The sequence below is a fragment of the Methyloversatilis discipulorum genome (assembly GCF_000385375.1).
GTDB classification, from domain to species: Bacteria; Pseudomonadota; Gammaproteobacteria; order Burkholderiales; family Rhodocyclaceae; genus Methyloversatilis; species Methyloversatilis discipulorum_A.
In genome coordinates, this window is sequence record NZ_ARVV01000001.1 from 4,025,860 (window position 1) to 4,039,885 (window position 14,026).

Here is a 14,026-nt window from a genome sequence, read left to right on the forward strand (position 1 = left end):
CCTACCCATTAGGGATTACTCCCTCCTGAGAATTGCCGCTCGCCGTGGCCGCCCCGAATAATGCACAGCCCGGCGCACCGACGTGCGTCACCTATCGGGAGAGAACAATGAAAGTGGTGGTGGCCTACGACGGTTCGAAACACGCGCACAAGGCGATCGATCAGCTGCAGATCCTGAACGGTCCGCTCGATGCCGTCATCGTGTCGGTGGTACGCGGCCCCGCGCTGGGCATACGCGGCACCGCGGTGGAAGTGGACCAGGCCGAGATCGACCACGCGCGCGCGGCGCTCGACAAGGTGGCGGCCGAACTGGCGGCCCGCGGCGTGACCGCACGCACCCGGCTGGCGATGGGCGAACCGGCCGACGTCCTGGTCGATATCGCGGAAGAGGAGAACGCCGAACTGATCATCCTCGGTACGCGTGGCCTGAGTCTGGCCAAGCGCATCGTGATGGGATCGGTCAGCAGCAACGTGCTGCACCACGCACCGTGTGCGGTGCTGGTGGTGCGCTGAACCGGCAGGCGACTCGCGGTCGTGGTCGCGGTCTGCTGACCGCGACCACTTGAACCCGCCGCGGCGCCGACGCCCGCTCAGACCAGATCGAGTCCCGAGGTCACGTTCAGGTTGCGGTCCTGCGCTTCCTTGCTGTTCAGCTTGATCTGCAGGCGCAGATCGTTGACCGAATCGGCATTGCGCAGCGCGTCCTCGTAGTTGATGCGGCCGGCTTCGTAGAGGTCGAACAGCGCCTGGTCGAAGGTCTGCATGCCCAGCTCGCGCGAGCGCTTCATCACGTCCTTGATCTCGCCGACATTGCCCTTGAAGATGTGATCGGCAATCAGCGGCGAATTCAGCATCACCTCGATCGCCGCCGCCCGGCCCTTGCCTTCCTTCAGCGGCACCAGACGCTGGGAGATCATCGCCCGCAGATTTAGCGACAGGTCCATCAGCAGCTGTTCGCGCTTGTTTTCCGGGAAGAAGTTGATGATGCGGTCGATCGCCTGATTGGAGCTGTTGGCGTGCAGCGTAGCCAGGCACAGGTGGCCGGTCTCGGCGAACTGGATCGCGTGCTCCATCGTTTCGCGGTCGCGGATTTCGCCCATCAGGATGACGTCCGGCGCCTGCCGCAGCGTGTTCTTCAGCGCGATTTCCCAGTCAGCGGTATCGAGTCCGATCTCGCGCTGCGTCACCACGCAGTTCTTGTGGTCGTGCACGTACTCGATCGGGTCCTCGATCGTGATGATGTGACCGTAGCTGTTGGTATTGCGCCAGTCGACCAGCGCGGCCAGCGAAGTGGTCTTGCCGGTGCCGGTACCGCCGACGAAGATGACCAGACCGCGCTTGGTCATCGCCACGTCCTTCAGCACCGGCGGCAGGCCCAGTTCGTCCAGCGTCGGAATCTTGGCGTTGATGGTGCGCAGCACGCAGCCTATCTTGCCCTGCTGCACGAAGGCATTGACGCGGAAGCGGCCGATGCCGGCCGGCGAGATCGCGAAATTGCACTCCTTGGTCGCCTCGAATTCGGCCGCCTGCCGGTCGTTCATGATGGCGCGCGCCAGTTCAGCCGTGTGCTGCGGCGTCAGTGACTGGTTGGACTGCGGCACGATGCGGCCGTCCACCTTGATCGCCGGCGGAAAACCGGCGGTCACGAACAGGTCGGAACCGCGCTTGGTCACCATCAGGCGCAGCAGGTCGTACATGAATTTGAGGGCCTGATCTCTTTCCATCTGCGCTCTCCGCGGCGGTTGTCGTTGTCAGTGTAGCGGCAGGCGCGGCACTCAGCCGGCGAACATGTCCTTGTTTTGCGCACGGGTGCGCGCTTCGGCCGGCGAAATGACGTTGCGGCGCACCAGTTCCTGCAGGTTCTGGTCCAGCGTCTGCATGCCCATGCTCTGACCGGTCTGGATGGCCGAATACATCTGTGCGATCTTGTTCTCGCGGATCAGGTTGCGGATGGCCGGCGAGCCGACCATGATTTCGTGCGCGGCGACCCGCCCGGTGCCGTCCTTGGTCTTCAGCAGGGTCTGCGAAATGACCGCGCGCAGCGATTCGGAGAGCATGGCCCGCACCATTTCCTTTTCCTCGGCCGGGAACACGTCGACGATACGGTCGATGGTTTTCGCAGCGCTGGAGGTGTGCAGCGTGCCGAACACCAGGTGACCGGTTTCGGCCGCAGTCAGCGCCAGCCGTATCGTTTCGAGATCGCGCATTTCACCGACCAGGATCACGTCCGGATCTTCCCGCAGCGCCGAGCGCAGCGCATTCGAGAAGCTCAGCGTGTGCGGCCCCACTTCGCGCTGGTTGATCAGGCAGCGCTTCGATTCATGCACGAATTCGATCGGGTCCTCGACGGTCAGGATGTGGCCGTACTCGTTTTCGTTGATGTAATCGACCATGGCCGCCAGCGTGGTCGACTTGCCGGAGCCGGTCGGGCCGGTCACCAGCACGATGCCGCGCGGCGTGTTGGCGATGTCCTGGAAAATCTTCGGCGCCTTCAGGTCCTCCAGCGTCAGCACCTTGGACGGAATGGTCCGGAACACGGCGCCCGCACCACGGTTCTGCACGAAGGCATTGACCCGGAAACGCGCCAGATTGGGCACCGCGAACGAGAAGTCGGCTTCAAGGTGCTCTTCGTACACCTTGCGCTGGGTGTCGTTCATGATGTCGTAGATCATGCCGTGCACATCCTTGTGCTCCATCGGCGGCAGATTGATCCGGCGCACATCGCCATGCACGCGGATCATCGGCGGCAGACCGGCCGAGAGGTGCAGATCGGACGCCTTGTTCTTGACGGAAAACGCGAGCAGTTCGGTGATGTCCATGACGGGCCTCGGGCAATAAATGGGGTGTTGTGCCGAATATAATTCGAAGAAATTCAGGGCATTATGATGAGCATTTCAGACAACCTGCAAGCAATTCGCCACCGCATCGCCGACGCCGCCCGCGCCTGCGGCCGCGACCCCGCAGACATTCTTCTGCTGGCGGTGAGCAAGACCAAGCCGGATGCGGACATCATCGCCGCGCATGCCGCCGGTCAGACCGCCTTCGGCGAGAACTATGTGCAGGAAGGCTGCGACAAGGCGCAGCGCCTCGGTGAAGCCGGCATCACGCTCGACTGGCATTTCATCGGACCGCTGCAGAGCAACAAGACGCGCCAGGTCGCGACCTGGTTCGACTGGGTGCATTCGATCGACCGCGAGAAGATCGCCGCGCGACTGTCCGAACAGCGCGACCCGCATCGGCCGCCACTGAATGTGTGCCTGCAGGTCAACGTCAGCGGTGAAGCGTCGAAGAGCGGTGTCGCACCGGACCAGGTCGCGGCGCTGGCCGACGCCATCGCGGCGCTGCCGCGACTCGCACTGCGCGGCCTGATGGCCATTCCCGAACCGACCGATGATGTCGCCCTCCAGCGTCGCCGTTTCGCTCATTTACGGCAGTTGAAGGACGATCTGAACGCGCGCGGTCACCATCTCGACACGTTGTCGATGGGCATGTCACAGGATCTTGAAGCGGCGATCGCCGAAGGTGCCACCATCGTGCGTGTCGGCACGGCGCTGTTCGGGGCGCGGAACTGACATCGCATGCCCGGCACGTCACGTGACGTTCGTGGTGCCCTGGCAACATGTCGCCCGATCACTTCAGACCCTGCCTCTCTCGCCATGCTCCGAGCCACCCGAATCGCCGCACTGATCCTTCCCTCCGTCGTGCTGGCCCCGACGACGCACGCCGCTCGGCCGATGGTGACCGACGATGCGCGCATCGTTGATCCGCGCAGCTGCCAGCTGGAAACGTGGACCCAGCGGACTTCAAGCGCAGCGGAGTACTGGCTGCTGCCGTCGTGCGCCATCGGCAGCAATTTCGAGCTGATCCTGGGCGGCGCCCGCACCGGTGGTGACGGCGCAGCGCATGCGACCAGCGACCGCGTCGTGCAGGGCAAAACCCTGCTGCGCACGCTCGCCAACGATGGCTGGGGGCTGGGTCTGGTGGCGGGCGGCAATCTGCGCCCTACGGGCGGAGATGACGCCTTCGCCTATGTTCCCGCGACCTTTGCTTTCGCCGACGGCACGCGTCTGCTGCACCTGAATGCCGGCTGGCTGCACGACGGTACGAGCCGGCGCAGCCGTGCCACCTGGGGCATAGGCGGGGAAGTACAGGTCAGCGACCGCCTCTGGCTGATCGGCGAAAGTTACGGCGAAGGCAGCAACGACCGCTACTATCAACTCGGGCTGCGTCTGTGGCTGATACCGAATCGGGTACAACTGGATGCCACCCACGGCAATCGCTGGAACAATCCCGAGGGAGAGCGCTGGATATCGATCGGCCTGCGCCTGCTGTCGCCGGCCTTCCTGCCTTGAACCGCCGCGTCCGTACATCTGCCAATGATTCACGTCTACACGCTGCAGGACGGCCGACTGACCCGCACGGCCGAAGAACACCACGACACGGTGCCCGATCAGGACATCGCCTGGATCGACGCGCTCGATCTCGATGGCGACGAGAAGGCCTGGCTGCGCCAGCGCTTCCGCATCGACGTCGAAGCGCCCGATGACGATGCCGACATCGAGGCCAGCGCGCGGGTATTCGTCGATGCACAGGGCAATCTGAACCTGCGCGCCGATTTCCTGATCGGGCGCGGTCACGAGTACGTGACCGAGGCGCTGCGCTTCGTGATCGGCCCGCACATACTGATCAGCCTGCACGACGACGAACTGCCCATCATGCGCCTGCTGCGCATGCGCAACCGCGCTCAGCCCGGCAAGCTTGCGCAGCCGACCGACATCCTGATCGAACTGTTCGCGCTGGACGTCGAACAGTCCGCCGACGCGCTGGAACACATCTACACCGAACTGGAATCGGTCAGCGCCAGCGTGCTCGGCGAACAGCGCGGTTCGGACGACGCAGCGGCCGACAGCATCACCCGCATCGCCCGCAACGAGGACCTGAACGGCACCATCCGGCGCAATCTGATGGACACGCGTCGCGCGCTGTCCTGGCTGATGCGCGAGCACCGGCTGGGCAAGGCACAGACCGACAAGGTGAAGCAGATCCTGCGCGACATCGAATCGCTGGACGGCCATACCGCCTTCATTTTCGACAAGATCAACTTCCTGATGGACGCCATCATCGGCTTCATCAACCTGAACCAGAGCAAGGTGGTGAAGATCTTCTCGGTCGCATCGGTCGCCATGCTGCCGCCGACGCTGATCGCCAGCGTCTACGGCATGAACTTCGCCCACATGCCCGAACTGGGCTGGCGCTGGGGCTACCCGTTCTCGCTCGGTCTGATGGCGCTGAGCGTAGCGCTGCCGTTCTGGTACTTCCGGCGCAAGGGCTGGCTCAAGTAGTTCGCCGGCCGACGGCAAAGCTAAACTGTCGGACTGCGTACCCACCACTCCTCTCCCGTGCCCCTCCACGACTACCTGATCCACCCCACCATTTCCCCGATCGCCTTCGAGATCGGCCCGCTGGCCGTGCGCTGGTACGGGCTGATGTATCTGGTCGCCTTCGTCGCCTTCATGCTGCTCGGCCGCGTACATGCGAAGCGGCTGGCGGCCGCCGGTGCGCCATCGCTGGATGCGAAGCAGATCGACGACCTGCTGTTCTACGGCGTGCTGGGCGTGGTGCTGGGCGGGCGGCTGGGCTATGTGCTCTTCTACAAGCCGGCCTACTACCTCGAACACTGGACCGAAATCCCGGCCATCTGGTCGGGCGGCATGAGCTTTCACGGCGGCTTTCTCGGCGTGCTGGTGGCCGTCGCGCTGTTCGCGCGGCGCGCCGACTGGCGCTTCTTCCAGCTCACCGACTTCATCGCGCCGCTGGTGCCGCTGGGTCTGGCGGCCGGGCGCATCGGCAACTTCCTTAATGCCGAACTGGTGGGCCGCGTCACCGACGTGCCGTGGGCGATGATCTTCCCGACCGTGGACATGCTGCCGCGCCACCCGTCGCAGCTCTACCAGTTCGCCGGCGAGGGGCTGGGGCTGTTCGTGCTGCTGTGGTGGTTCTCGCGCCGGCCGCGCCCGATGGCGGCGGTCAGCGCGATGTTCCTGATCGGCTATGGCGGCTTCCGCTTCCTCGCCGAATTCGGCCGCGAGCCGGACGATTTCCTCGGCCTGCTGGCCGGCGGGCTGTCGATGGGCCAGTGGCTGAGCATGCCGATGATCCTCGCCGGTATCGCGATGATGATCTGGTCCTACCGACGCAACACAGGAGTGAACACATGAGCCGTCCCTTCCGCATCCTCGGCCTGCAGCAGATCGCCATCGGCGGCCCCGACCGCATGAAGCTGCGCCGCCTGTGGGTTGAGCTGTTCGGCCTCGGCCTCGAAGGCGACTTCACGTCGGAGCGCGAGAACGTGGTCGAGGACATCGCGGTGCTGGGCAGCGGCCCGCACCGGGTCGAGGTCGATCTGATGCAGCCGCTCGATCCCGCGAAGAAGCCGCGCGTCGACGAGCCGCCGCTGAACCACATCGGCCTGTGGGTGGACGACCTGCCGACTGCGGTCGAATGGCTCACCGCCCAGGGCATGCGCTTCACGCCGGGCGGCATCCGCCGCGGCGCGGCCGGGCACGACATCGTGTTCATCCACCCCAAGGGCAACGAGGATTTCCCGCTGTGCGGCGAAGGTGTGCTGATCGAGCTGGTACAGGCGCCGCCGGAGGTGATTGCGGCGCTGGGTTGATTCGGGGCCCGGGTACATCGACGAGTCGTCTGGAACGGGAGAGCGTCGCGGCGATGCACGGGCCGCATCGCGAGCAAGCTCGCTCCCACGGACGTCGCGGCGGCTCTGCAGCGCCGCCCCTTATTCCAGCAGCGCGTTGACCGCCTCGATTTCCGGCTCTGCCAGCTGGCCGGCCGCCGCCTTCAGGCGCAGCTGGGCGAGCAGCGTGTCATAGCGCGCCTTGGCGAGGTCACGGCGGGTGACGTAGAGCTGCTGCTGCGCGTTGAGCACGTCGATGTTGATGCGCACGCCGACCTCGTAGCCGAGCTTGTTGGCATCGAGCGAGGACTGTGACGACACCTGCGCGGCGCGCAGCGCAGCGGTCTGGGCGATGCCGTTGGCCACGCCCAGCCAGGCCTGCCGCGCTTGCTGCGCAGCGTTGCGGCGGGCGAAATCGACTTCGGCGCGGGCGCGGTCGAGCAGGTGGGCCGATTCGCGCACGCGCGATTCCTGCCCCAGGCCCTGGAACAGCGGTACCGACACCTGCACGCCGACGGTACCGGTCGTGCTCTCGTTGTTCAGCGGCGCACCGGCGAAAGTGATGACCGTCTTGTTCTGACCGTAGGTCGCGACCAGATCGACCGTCGGGTAGTGGCCAGCGCGCTGACGCTCGATTTCGCGGTTGGCGATTTCCTGGTTCGCCAGCTGCGCCAGCACCGTCAGGCTCTCGGTCTGCGCGCGATCGACCCACTCCTCCATGCGCGCCGGCTCCGGCAGCGTGAACGCGACTTCGCTGCGCAGACCGCGCAGCGCCTCGGGTGCGCGGCCGGTGATCACCGCCAGCGCGTGCCGCTTCACCTCGATGTCGCTGCGCGCGGCGATTTCCTGCGCAGTGGCCAGGTCGAAGCGCGACTGCGCCTCGTGCACGTCGGTGATGGTGACGGTGCCCACCTCGAAGCTCTTGCGCGCCAGTTCGAGCTGCTCGGAGGCGGCTGTCTTCTGCGCGACGATGGAGGTGAGCACGTCCTGCGCGTACAGCAGGTCGAAATAGGCCTGCGCCGCACGCAGCAGCGTGTCCTGCCGCGCCTGCGCGAGCTGCGCGTCGGCCGCGGCGACCTGCAGCTTGCCCTGTTCGAACTGCACCCAGTTGGCCCAGCGGAACAGCGGCTGGGTCAGCTGGAAGCCGAAGTTGTGCGAGTTGTACTGCGTGCTGCGATCAACCGGCTTGCTGATTTCGACGTCGTTCCACTGCGTCGTACCGTTCAGCGTCAGGCTGGGCAGCAGTCCGGCGCGCGCCTGCGGCAGCTTTTCCGAAGTCGCCTCGCGCTGCGCACGCGCCGACTGGAACTGGGCATCGTTGGCCAGCGCCGCTCGCGCAACGGCCAACAGGTCTTCAGCCGCCAGCGTGCCGGTCGATGCCAGCAGGCCGGCGATCAGTGCAGCCGTCCGCGAAAGGCGCATCGCTCAGTACCGTGCCATCGTGTTGTCGACCTGCAGCGCCCAGGCGTCCACGCCGCCGCTGAGGTTGAATACATTCGAGAAGCCATTGCGTTCGAGGAAGATGGCGACCTGCATCGAACGGCCGCCGTGGTGACAGACGCACACCAAAGGTCGCTCCGGATCGAGTTCCTGCAGCTGCGCCGGCACCGTGTTCATCGGCATCAGCTGGCTGCCCTCGATGCGGCAGATGGCCCACTCATGCTTCTCGCGCACGTCCAGCAGTTGCGGTTTCGGACGGCTTTCGTCGGCCAGCCAGGCGGCGAGGTCGGTCACGCTCAGTTGCTGCATCGCGCCCGCCTCAGAACACGAAACGCTGCGCGCCGCGCGCGTTGCGCAGCGTCGGCACCACCGTTTCGAACAGCACTTCCTGCGACTGCGTGCCGTCGGCGTTCAGCTTCACCAGCACGCAGTTCATCAGCGGTTCTTCGCCGATGAAGGCGATCAGGCGACCGCCCGGACGCAGCTGGGCGACCAGCTCCTGCGGCAGCACCGGCAGGCCGCCGGACACCACGATCACGTCGTAGGGCGCGTGCGTGGCCCAGCCCTGGGCGGCATCGCCGACTTCGACACGCACGTTCAGCGCGCCGGCAGCGACCAGATTCTGGCGAGCCATCTCGGCCAGCGCCGGTTCGATCTCGACCGTCGTCACCTGGCTGGCGCGGGCGCCCAGCAGGGCCGCCATGTAACCGGAGCCGGTACCGATTTCGAGCACGGTATCGGTGCTCTTCAGCTTCAGTTCCTGCAGCACGCGCGCCTCGATCTTCGGCTCCAGCATTGCGGCGCCGTGGCCGAGCGGGATCGCCGTGTCGGCGAAAGCGAGCTGGCGCAGCGGCGCCGGGACGAAGGTTTCGCGCTTGACGACAAACAGCAGGTCGAGGATGTCCTGGTCCAGCACGTCCCACGGCCGGATCTGCTGTTCCACCATATTGAAGCGCGCCTGTTCGATATCCATTTTTCGGTCCCCTGAAAGAAGCGGCGATTGTACCGTGATGCAGTGCGTCAGAAACTTGAGCGAAGTCGTGTGCGTGCAGTGCGCGGGCGCATGCAGGCGATGTAGAGGGCGGGCATCACGAACAGCGTGAGCACGGTGGCGACACCGAGCCCCCAGACGATGGCGCCGGCCACCGGCCCCCACAGCAGCGAATAGCCGCCGATGCCGGCGGCCAGCGAGAACAGTCCGCCGACGGTGGTGCTGGTGGTGATGATGATGGGCACGACGCGGCGGCGGGCGGCGTAGATCGCTGCGTGCAGCACGCTCATGCCGGCGGCCAGTCGCTCGTTGGCGGCGTCGATCAGCACGATGGCCGAATTGACGACGATGCCGGTCAGCGCGATTACGCCGTACAGCGTGTACAGCGACAGCGGCGAACCGCTGACCAGCAGGCCGAAGGCGACGCCGGTAAAGGCAAGCGGCACGGTGACCAGAATCATCAGCGGCTGCCAGTAGCTGCGGAACTGCGCCGCGAGAATCAGGTAGATCAGTCCGACGCCGAGCAGGAACAGCACCTTCATCGCCTGCAGGCTTTCCTCGACGTCTTCCAGTTCGCCGGAGAAGTCGAGGTCGGTGCGCGGGAAACGCGTGCGCGCCTCTTCCCACGCCGCCTTCAGCACGTCGGTCACCTGCAGCGCGTTCAGCTTGTCCTTGTCGAGGTCGGCCTCCACCGTGATCGTGCGGCGCAGGTTGTAGTGCTTGATCACGCCCGGCCCACGCGTGGTGTCGGCGGTGACCAGCGCGCGCAAGGTGGTGGCTGCACCGCCGGGCAGCGCGATCGGCGCGTCGAGCACACGCATCACGTCGTCATCCGGGTGACCGGCCGCGGCGACACGCACTTCGAGCTTGGCACCCTGATCGCGCGTGATGGCGACAATCTCGCCCTCCACCTGCAAGCGCACCGCGCGCGCCACCTGATCGGCGGTCAGACCGGCGTCGCGCAGCGCGTCGCGGTCGAGCTGCAGCGCCAGCTGCGGCCGGCCCGGAATATCGTCGTCGACGATGTCGCGCGTGCCGTCAATGGCGCCGAGGATGCGTTTGACCTCGGCGCTGGCAGCGCGCAGTTCGACCAGATCGTCGCCGCGCACCCGCACCTTGACCGGCTTCTGCACCGGCGGCCCGCCGGACAGCTGGGTGAAGCTGATCGTGCCGGCGCCGGGCAGCCCGACGACTGCTGCGCGCATGCCGTCGACGATGGCACCGACCTCGCGCCCCTCGTCCGCACGCGGCAGCAGCGCCACGACCACCTGGCCGTAGGCGTCGCCGAACAGCGCCTCGGCGTCGGTGAACTTGGCGCCGGCCAGCGCCGCCACGCGCCGCGCCTCGCCGTCCTGCAGATGGCGGCGTACCTCGCCCTCGATCTGCTGCACCCGCGCCAGCGTCGCCGACAGCGGACTGCCGGCCGGCATGTCGATGTTCACGTAGAAGATGCGCATCGGGTCGAAGGCGAAGAACTGCACGCGCACCAGACCGGTCGCCATCGCGCCGACCGCGCCGGCGACCAGCGACAGCACGATTACGCACAGCACGATCCAGTGGCGTACCGCGAACGCCAGCACCTTGGCGTAGCGATGGCGCAGCACGCGGGTGAAGCGGGTGCGCGTGGCCTGCAGCCGCGACGGCCGCTCGGCCTTACTGCCCATCGACAGCACGTGGGCGGGCAGCATCCAGTAAGCCTCGATCAGGCTGATCGCCAGCGCCAGCGTGACGACGAAGGGGATGACGAACATGAACTTGCCGACGATGCCTGGCAGCAGCATCAGCGGCAGGAAGGCGGCCATCGTCGTCGCCACCGAGGCCAGCACCGGTGCCCACACCTCCTGCACGCCGCCGACCACGGCATCGAGCGTGGCGGCGCCGCGCTGCAGCCGGTAGTAGATGGCCTCGACGATGACCACCGCATCGTCGACCAGCATGCCGAGCGCGATCACCACGCCCAGCAGTACCGATATGTTCAGCGTGAAGCCGGTCGCCTGCAGGATGGCGAAAGTGCCGGCCAGCGAGAACGGAATGCCGAGGCCGACCAGCAGTGCGATACGCGAGCCGAGGAAGACCCAGCACAGCAGGATGACCATGATCAGACCGACCAGCGCATTCGATTCCATGATGGCAATCGCCTCGCGCGTCGGCACCGTCTGGTCGTCCATCAGTTCGAGCTTGAGCCCCTGCGCCGCCAGCACCGCGTTCTTGCGCTCGACGTATTCATTGACGCGCTCGATCAGCGCCAGCGTGTTCACGCCCGGCTTCTTGGCCAGCGAGAACAGCACGCCGGGCTGGCCGTCGGATGACACCTGCTGCGTCGGCCGCGCGCGGGCGCGCACCACGGTCGCCACCTCGTCCAGCTTCACCATGCTGCCCGGGCGGGTCAGTGATGCGACGCCGACGTCGGCCAGCCAGCCGGGATCGGCGTCCTGGCCGACCACGCGCACCAGCCACTCCTGCTCGCCAGCGCGCTGCCGGCCGGCGAACACGTCGCGGAACCAGGCGCCGACGCCGTCGGCGATGTCGGTCGGAAGCAGACCGCGCGCCTGTGCCGCCTGCGCCGAGTATTCGACGCGCAGTTCGGGGTCGTGCAGGCCGAGCGAGAACACGCGATCGACGCCCTTCATGCGCTCGAGGTCGGTCTTCATTTCCCGTCCGAGCGCGCGCAGCACCTCGTCGTCGGCGCGGCCGGTGAGCAGGATCTGCGCGGTCGGAAAGCCGTTCGAACTGGTGATTTCGATGATCTGCGCTTCCTTCGCCTCGACCGGCAGCTCGGCCCGTGCCTTGTTCTGGATTTCGCGCCGCAGGTCGTTTACGCGCTTGTCGAAGGTGCTGACCGGCACTTCGTCGAAGCGCACCAGGATGCCGGCCAGACCGTCGCGTGCGGCCGACGAGATGAAACGGATGTCGGATACGTTCTGGATCGCGTCCTCGAGCGGCTGCAGCACCCGCTTCTCGACGTCCTCGGGCGAAGCACCGGGCAGCGCGACGGTGATCTGCACCCAGTTGAAGTTGATTTCCGGGTCCTGTTCGCGCGGCAGGCCGAGATAGGCCATCAGGCCGAGCAGCAACACCACAATGAAGGTGATGTTGGCCAGCGGATGATTGCTGATGAAGCGCGAATAGAACTGCATGCGGTGCTTCATTTCAGCGACTGTCCGTCGACCAGGCTGTTGCGGCCGTCGACCGCGATGCGCGTGTCGGCCGGCAGGTCGGTACGCGCCGGGCGGCCCTCCTGCGCGCCGTCCAGTGGCATGAAGCGGGCGCTGCCTTCGCGTACGACGAACACGCCGAGCGCAGGACCGCGGCGCACCAGCAGTTCGCCCGGCACGTGCGGCGCCGGGTCCTGCCACACCAGCCGCCCCTCGGCGCCCGAGGGCGCACGCTCTCCGGTGAACACGGCGCGCACCTCGTGCGTACGGGTGGCGTCGTCAATCGCCGGCGAGACGCGGGCGATGCGCAGCGGCTGGCGGCCGGCCGGCGACACGAAGGCGAGTTCGCGGGCGGCGCGCAGCGCGTCGAGATCGCGCGGCGCCACGCGCGCCGACACCTCCACCTTGCGTGCGTCGTCCAGCGTCATCAGCAGCGTACCGACGCCGGCCAGCGAGCCGGCCGAAGCCTCGCGCGTGCGCACCACTGCATCATAGGGTGCGCGCAGCACGCACTTGTCGACATTGCGCCGCGCCAGATCGACGGCGTTGGCGGCGACGGCGACATCGGCGCGGACCACCTCGACTTCGGTCTCGCGCTGCGTCAGCGCCTCCGGCGAAACGAAGTTCTGGTCACGCAGGGCACGCGTGCGACGCAGCTGCGCGTCGGCCTGCGCCAGCCGCGCCTGCGCCGCGGCGAGCTGCGCCTGCGCACGCTCCAGCGCGAGCTGATAGTCGCGCGCATCGAGGCGAACCAGCACCTGCCCCTTCTTCACGTGCTCGCCCGGTTCGGCGTGCGTGGACGCGACGCGCGCACTCAGTTCGGCGGCGAGCTGGGTGCGGTTGAGCGCCACCGCCTGCGCCGGTGCATCGCGCTGCGGATAGATGGCGATTTCGGACAGCGGCTTGAAGCCGACGGCGGGCGGCGTCTGCGCCGATGCCGGCAGGACCGGCAGCAGCGCGGCGAAGCAGAACGCGAACAGCTTGATCATGGGAGCAGGGCCTGAATGGAGAATTCGATGCGGAAACGGATGTCGTCGGCTTCGGAGCCGCCACGACAGGCGTCGGCAATCGAACCGAAGGAATGTTTCATCAGCACGTAAAGCAGCAGCGGCGCCATCACCGCATCGACGGTGCGCGCGTCGCCGGGCGAGCGGAATTCGCCGCGCGCGTGACCGTAGTCGATCGCCCGCGCGACCAGCGCGCAGCCGCGCTGCATCACTTCGCGGTGGTAGAGCTCGGCGATGTCGGGAAAATTGCGCGCCTCGGCGATCATCAGCTTGGGCAGGCCGCCGAGCGGCGTCTCGCCGATCAGCTGCCACCAGCCGGCCAGCAGCTGGCGCATCAGATCGGGACCGCTGCCAGTCCAGCCGGCCACCAGCGTCTCGCCTTCGGCCAGCGCCGGCACCAGACCTTCGCGCACGACGGCGGCAAACAGCGCCTGCTTGGAATCGAAATAGAGGTAGAGCGTGCCCTTGGACACGCCGGCCGCGTGCGCCACGTCCTCCAGCCGGGTGGCGGCGTAGCCGTGCTCGACGAAAAGATCGAGCGCGCAGCGGATCAGCGCGGCCGGATCGACCAGCGCGGGGCGCCCGCGGCGAACCGGAGCGTTCATCGTGCGGTCATCCTGTCAGGGGCGGAAAGGCTCACTGTCACGGCAGACAGGACATGCAGTTTTTAATGACCAGATGTTCAGTTAATAACTTTCCGTCGTCAAGGCGCAACATCGGTGTCGTCGACGCGTCGACCG

14 protein-coding genes are annotated in these 14,026 nt (G+C 66.7%); 6 read left to right on the forward strand and 8 right to left on the reverse strand.

Annotated elements, in window-relative coordinates; translation table 11 throughout:
* The first annotated feature begins 107 nt into the window (after nucleotides 1–107).
* A complete protein-coding gene (locus METRZ18153_RS0118715; protein ID WP_019916359.1) occupies nucleotides 108–512 on the forward strand; it encodes a universal stress protein in 405 nt (134 codons plus the stop codon).
* 77 nt (nucleotides 513–589) lie between these two features.
* Here the strand turns inward: METRZ18153_RS0118715 and METRZ18153_RS0118720 are convergent, their stop codons facing one another.
* Both METRZ18153_RS0118720 and METRZ18153_RS0118725 read right to left on the reverse strand, forming a co-directional pair.
* On the reverse strand, nucleotides 590–1,723 hold the full coding sequence (locus METRZ18153_RS0118720) for a PilT/PilU family type 4a pilus ATPase (RefSeq protein ID WP_020166184.1): 1,134 nt from the start codon (nucleotides 1,721–1,723) through the stop codon (nucleotides 590–592).
* A 51-nt stretch (nucleotides 1,724–1,774) separates the two neighbouring features.
* The gene (locus METRZ18153_RS0118725; protein WP_019916355.1) at nucleotides 1,775–2,818 is read right to left on the reverse strand and encodes a type IV pilus twitching motility protein PilT; all 1,044 of its coding nucleotides are present in this window, start codon (nucleotides 2,816–2,818) and stop codon (nucleotides 1,775–1,777) included.
* A 63-nt stretch (nucleotides 2,819–2,881) separates the two neighbouring features.
* Here METRZ18153_RS0118725 and METRZ18153_RS0118730 point away from each other — a divergent pair, with 63 nt between their 5' ends.
* The 5 genes from METRZ18153_RS0118730 to METRZ18153_RS0118750 all read left to right on the forward strand — a co-directional run bounded on the left by METRZ18153_RS0118730 (nucleotide 2,882) and on the right by METRZ18153_RS0118750 (nucleotide 6,675).
* Nucleotides 2,882–3,571, forward strand: coding sequence for a YggS family pyridoxal phosphate-dependent enzyme (locus METRZ18153_RS0118730; protein ID WP_020166185.1), 690 nt, complete (start codon nucleotides 2,882–2,884; stop codon nucleotides 3,569–3,571).
* Between the two features lie 84 nt (nucleotides 3,572–3,655).
* Nucleotides 3,656–4,351 carry a hypothetical protein gene (locus METRZ18153_RS0118735; protein WP_029143878.1) on the forward strand — a complete coding sequence of 232 codons (696 nt, stop codon included), beginning with the start codon at nucleotides 3,656–3,658 and terminating at the stop codon, nucleotides 4,349–4,351.
* A 24-nt stretch (nucleotides 4,352–4,375) separates the two neighbouring features.
* The gene (corA, locus tag METRZ18153_RS0118740) at nucleotides 4,376–5,341 is read left to right on the forward strand and encodes a magnesium/cobalt transporter CorA (protein ID WP_020166186.1); all 966 of its coding nucleotides are present in this window, start codon (nucleotides 4,376–4,378) and stop codon (nucleotides 5,339–5,341) included.
* Nucleotides 5,342–5,398: 57 nt separating this feature from the next.
* Nucleotides 5,399–6,217: a prolipoprotein diacylglyceryl transferase gene (lgt, locus tag METRZ18153_RS0118745; RefSeq protein WP_020166187.1), complete on the forward strand. Its 819-nt coding sequence runs from the start codon at nucleotides 5,399–5,401 to the stop codon at nucleotides 6,215–6,217.
* Nucleotides 6,214–6,675 carry a VOC family protein gene (locus METRZ18153_RS0118750; RefSeq protein ID WP_020166188.1) on the forward strand — a complete coding sequence of 154 codons (462 nt, stop codon included), beginning with the start codon at nucleotides 6,214–6,216 and terminating at the stop codon, nucleotides 6,673–6,675. Before lgt ends, METRZ18153_RS0118750 begins: the two co-directional genes overlap by 4 nt.
* A 120-nt stretch (nucleotides 6,676–6,795) precedes the next feature.
* Here the strand turns inward: METRZ18153_RS0118750 and METRZ18153_RS0118755 are convergent, their stop codons facing one another.
* The 6 genes from METRZ18153_RS0118755 to METRZ18153_RS0118780 are packed head-to-tail and all read right to left on the reverse strand — an operon-like array spanning nucleotide 6,796 to nucleotide 13,891.
* Entirely contained in the window at nucleotides 6,796–8,115 is a 1,320-nt protein-coding gene (locus METRZ18153_RS0118755; RefSeq protein WP_019916349.1) for a TolC family outer membrane protein, read from the reverse strand.
* A gap of 3 nt (nucleotides 8,116–8,118) precedes the next feature.
* Nucleotides 8,119–8,442 carry a rhodanese-like domain-containing protein gene (locus tag METRZ18153_RS0118760; protein WP_019916348.1) on the reverse strand — a complete coding sequence of 108 codons (324 nt, stop codon included), beginning with the start codon at nucleotides 8,440–8,442 and terminating at the stop codon, nucleotides 8,119–8,121.
* 10 nt (nucleotides 8,443–8,452) lie between these two features.
* Nucleotides 8,453–9,106 (reverse strand): protein-L-isoaspartate O-methyltransferase family protein, encoded by a 654-nt coding sequence (locus tag METRZ18153_RS0118765; RefSeq protein WP_019916347.1) that lies wholly within the window; start codon nucleotides 9,104–9,106, stop codon nucleotides 8,453–8,455.
* 47 nt (nucleotides 9,107–9,153) lie between these two features.
* Nucleotides 9,154–12,273, reverse strand: a complete 3,120-nt coding sequence (locus tag METRZ18153_RS0118770) for an efflux RND transporter permease subunit (RefSeq protein WP_020166189.1) — start codon at nucleotides 12,271–12,273, stop codon at nucleotides 9,154–9,156.
* Nucleotides 12,270–13,268, reverse strand: a complete 999-nt coding sequence (locus METRZ18153_RS0118775; protein WP_020166190.1) for an efflux RND transporter periplasmic adaptor subunit — start codon at nucleotides 13,266–13,268, stop codon at nucleotides 12,270–12,272. Before METRZ18153_RS0118775 ends, METRZ18153_RS0118770 begins: the two co-directional genes overlap by 4 nt.
* Complete coding sequence (locus tag METRZ18153_RS0118780; protein WP_019916344.1) at nucleotides 13,265–13,891, reverse strand: TetR/AcrR family transcriptional regulator; 627 nt, start codon at nucleotides 13,889–13,891, stop codon at nucleotides 13,265–13,267. Before METRZ18153_RS0118780 ends, METRZ18153_RS0118775 begins: the two co-directional genes overlap by 4 nt.
* Between the last annotated feature and the right edge of the window lie 135 nt (nucleotides 13,892–14,026).

Bases quoted from the DNA above. Each gene is read 5' to 3' on its own strand.
- METRZ18153_RS0118715 (WP_019916359.1), top strand. From the start codon at position 108: ATGAAAGTGGTGGTGGCCTACGACGGTTCGAAACACGCGCACAAGGCG.
- corA (WP_020166186.1), top strand. From the start codon at position 4,376: ATGATTCACGTCTACACGCTGCAGGACGGCCGACTGACCCGCACGGCC.
- METRZ18153_RS0118720 (WP_020166184.1), bottom strand. From the start codon at position 1,723: ATGGAAAGAGATCAGGCCCTCAAATTCATGTACGACCTGCTGCGCCTG.
- METRZ18153_RS0118765 (WP_019916347.1), bottom strand. From the start codon at position 9,106: ATGGATATCGAACAGGCGCGCTTCAATATGGTGGAACAGCAGATCCGG.
- METRZ18153_RS0118725 (WP_019916355.1), bottom strand. From the start codon at position 2,818: ATGGACATCACCGAACTGCTCGCGTTTTCCGTCAAGAACAAGGCGTCC.
- METRZ18153_RS0118755 (WP_019916349.1), bottom strand. From the start codon at position 8,115: ATGCGCCTTTCGCGGACGGCTGCACTGATCGCCGGCCTGCTGGCATCG.
- METRZ18153_RS0118780 (WP_019916344.1), bottom strand. From the start codon at position 13,891: ATGAACGCTCCGGTTCGCCGCGGGCGCCCCGCGCTGGTCGATCCGGCC.
- METRZ18153_RS0118735 (WP_029143878.1), top strand. From the start codon at position 3,656: ATGCTCCGAGCCACCCGAATCGCCGCACTGATCCTTCCCTCCGTCGTG.
- METRZ18153_RS0118730 (WP_020166185.1), top strand. From the start codon at position 2,882: ATGATGAGCATTTCAGACAACCTGCAAGCAATTCGCCACCGCATCGCC.
- METRZ18153_RS0118775 (WP_020166190.1), bottom strand. From the start codon at position 13,268: ATGATCAAGCTGTTCGCGTTCTGCTTCGCCGCGCTGCTGCCGGTCCTG.
- METRZ18153_RS0118750 (WP_020166188.1), top strand. From the start codon at position 6,214: ATGAGCCGTCCCTTCCGCATCCTCGGCCTGCAGCAGATCGCCATCGGC.
- METRZ18153_RS0118760 (WP_019916348.1), bottom strand. From the start codon at position 8,442: ATGCAGCAACTGAGCGTGACCGACCTCGCCGCCTGGCTGGCCGACGAA.
- METRZ18153_RS0118770 (WP_020166189.1), bottom strand. From the start codon at position 12,273: ATGAAGCACCGCATGCAGTTCTATTCGCGCTTCATCAGCAATCATCCG.